We start from the raw sequence: 2,885 nt of genomic DNA on the forward strand, positions 1-2,885 counted from the left end.
AGAAATTTAACAGAATGTTTGATGAAGCCTCTCGACAAATATAGCGGTTTTCATGCGTGTGAGGGACAGAATATTCAGTAGGGGCGCAAGCATTGCGCCCCTACTGGTGTAACTCATCCAACAGAAAACCGCTATATAGGGTTTGCTGGACTTATGAGTTACAGATATTTAAAGGAGTGCGAGCATCTTGCTCGCTCTTGCCAATAGTGAGCAAGATGCTCGCACTCCAAAAGAATGTACCTCATCACTCTGAGAAACGCTATAAAACCTAACCACAACAAAACTTCCGCATATTTTGATAAACCCCCCTAAATGTAGAGGCGATTCGCGAATCGCCTCTACATTTAGGGATTGATTTGAAAGAGTGCGTCAGTCCTGCCACGAGGGAAGCACCCTAATCAAACGCTTGCTCCCTCAATTCAGGGAGCGTTGGCAACTGTATTCACGCAATTCTGGCAACTCTAATTCCAGCAATAGCTTAGGCGATCGCCCGGGTTAATAGGTGAAACTGTTGATTTCTTGCTCTCCATCAAAAATCACGAACAACACCACAGTATCCTGTTCAAACCGAGTCGTTAACAGAACCATATCTTGACCCTCACCCGGAACCGTCTCACTGGAAACAACTTCTTGAAAATCCCCCGATTTATCCACTAAATCTTGCCAAGTTGTTTCCAGAGTTTCTGAGGTAATATTTTCCCGAGCAATCCCATCGTATTTCTGCAACGCCTGGTTAAACTCTCCATCGGCGAGTAAGGACACAAATTCTTCAGCCTGGGAAACCATTGGAGTAGTTTGAGCAATCGCTTCCACCCCCTGGAGGGGTTGGAAACTTTGAGCTTGAGCCGGTAAAGTATCAACGACAGCAACCGTCGCCAGCAAAACCAAAGAAAGAATAGTTTTCATCAGAGTTAGCTCCTTAAATAGCCTATAAAAAATGCTATCTACTGCATTCTATCAATTGTTCTATATTGAATGGCTTCTGCCACATGGGAGATCTTGAGTTCATCATCGCCCGCGAGGTCCCCAATGGTGCGGCCCACCTTTAAAATGCGATCGGTTGCCCTTGCCGAGAGTCCCAACTTGCGGATGGCATTTTCGAGGAGATTGCGGGTTGCCTCATCCAGAGGACACCATTTGCGGAGTTGGGCGGTTTGCATTTCCGCATTGCAGCGAATATTGGGTTCGGCTTTAAATCGATCGCCGGCGCGATCGCGCGCTGCCTGAACCCGATGTCTCACAGGTTCCGAACTCTCTCCAGTGGTTTGACGAGTAATTTCTTCCGGTTTTAAGCGATTCACCGCCACTTGCAAATCAATCCGATCCATCAATGGTCCTGAAAGTTTGGCCCAATATTGTTCTCGGTGACGAGGTGAACAGGTACAGGGTTGGATCGGGTCGCCAAAGTAGCCACAGGGACAGGGATTGGTACTGGCAACTAAGGTAAATTGTGCGGGGAATTCCACACTTTGTTTTGTGCGAGAAATAGTGACGCGACCATCTTCTAAGGGTTGGCGCAGGAACTCTAGCACATCTCGCTTAAACTCTGTGAGTTCATCAAGGAACAAAATACCCCGATGAGCGAGGGAAATTTCTCCAGGTTTGGGATAGCTGCCACCGCCGACGAGAGAGGGACCGGAGGCAGAGTGATGGGGACTGCGAAAGGGGCGATCGCCAATTAACGCGCCGCGATTTTTCAGTAACCCCACCACGGAATAAATTTGGGTAACTTCTAAGGCTTCTTCAAAACTCAGAGGCGGTAAAATCCCCGGTAACCGTTTAGCCAGCATGGTTTTCCCGCTACCCGGAGGACCGACAAAGATTAAATTATGTCCTCCTGCTGCCGCAATTTCTAAGGCGCGGCGTCCATGTGCTTGACCCTTGACATCTTGCAGATCTAAACCCCCGAAGGGATGGGGTGCAAAGGGGATGTTTCCATCCAGTGTGACGGGTTTGAATTGACTTGGGTTGTTCAACAGGGCGATCGCATCGCACAAATGCTGACAGCCATAAACCTGTAATCCTTTCACCACCGCTGCTTCCCCGACATTGCCTTCTGGGACAACTAAAGCCGTAATTCCCATCTCCTGGGCGGCAGCAGCAATGGGAAGAACACCGGCAACGGGACGTAAGGTGCCATCGAGGGAGAGTTCACCCAGGAAGAGAAAATCTCCCAAGACTTGGGCGCTGACTTGTTCTGAGGCGGCGAGAATGCCAATGGCGATCGGTAAGTCAAAACAGGGACCCTCCTTGCGTAAATCCGCAGGGGTCAAGTTAATCACAATGCGACGCAGGGGGAAGGCGTAGCTGGAATTTTTCAGGGCAGCTTTTACCCGTTCCTTGGACTCTTGCACCGCTGTATCGGGCAATCCAACGACAACGATTCCCGGCATTCCTCCAGAAACGTCTATTTCGACTCCGACCTTGACGGCATTAATCCCAACTAACGAGGCACTCCAAACTCTAGCAAGCACGGCTGATATCCTGATGACTGCTGAAAGTATTATAATCTCGTCGGGTAAAAATGAGTAGGGGGATATCACTGAGAGAAGGTTGGGTTGTGATATTTCTATAAAAACCCGCAGCCTTAAGGACTCTGTTGGCGAATCAAGAAAGAGACCTCTCCCCGGCCCTCTCCTAAGAGGAGAGGGAGAATAAGGAAATTTTTTTATTGCTGGGAGGGGCTTTGATTCTCCACCTTCCAGCAAAGGTATTCATTCCGCTTACCTCCCTCTCCTCAGAGGAGAGGGCCATTCAGAGGTGGGAAGGGGGTTTGGCTGACAAGGGTAGGTTTTTTACGTTTATGGTGATTCTCCGGTCCCCTCCCCTTGGCAAGGGGAGGGTTAGGGTGGGGTCCTCTTTATGTGGCGATCGCCTGAGTTAAG

2 protein-coding genes are annotated in these 2,885 nt (G+C 49.4%); both read right to left on the reverse strand.

Annotated features, from left to right (window positions below; translation table 11 throughout):
- Positions 1–495 precede the first annotated feature (495 nt).
- Positions 496–906, reverse strand: a complete 411-nt coding sequence (locus J0895_RS03560; protein ID WP_207086753.1) for a DUF3887 domain-containing protein — start codon at positions 904–906, stop codon at positions 496–498.
- A gap of 38 nt (positions 907–944) precedes the next feature.
- A complete protein-coding gene (locus J0895_RS03565) occupies positions 945–2,474 on the reverse strand; it encodes a YifB family Mg chelatase-like AAA ATPase (protein WP_207086754.1) in 1,530 nt (509 codons plus the stop codon).
- Positions 2,475–2,885: the final 411 nt, after the last annotated feature.

It is taken from the genome of Phormidium pseudopriestleyi FRX01, assembly GCF_017313335.1.
Taxonomy (GTDB): Bacteria; Cyanobacteriota; Cyanobacteriia; order Cyanobacteriales; family Laspinemataceae; genus Laspinema; species Laspinema pseudopriestleyi.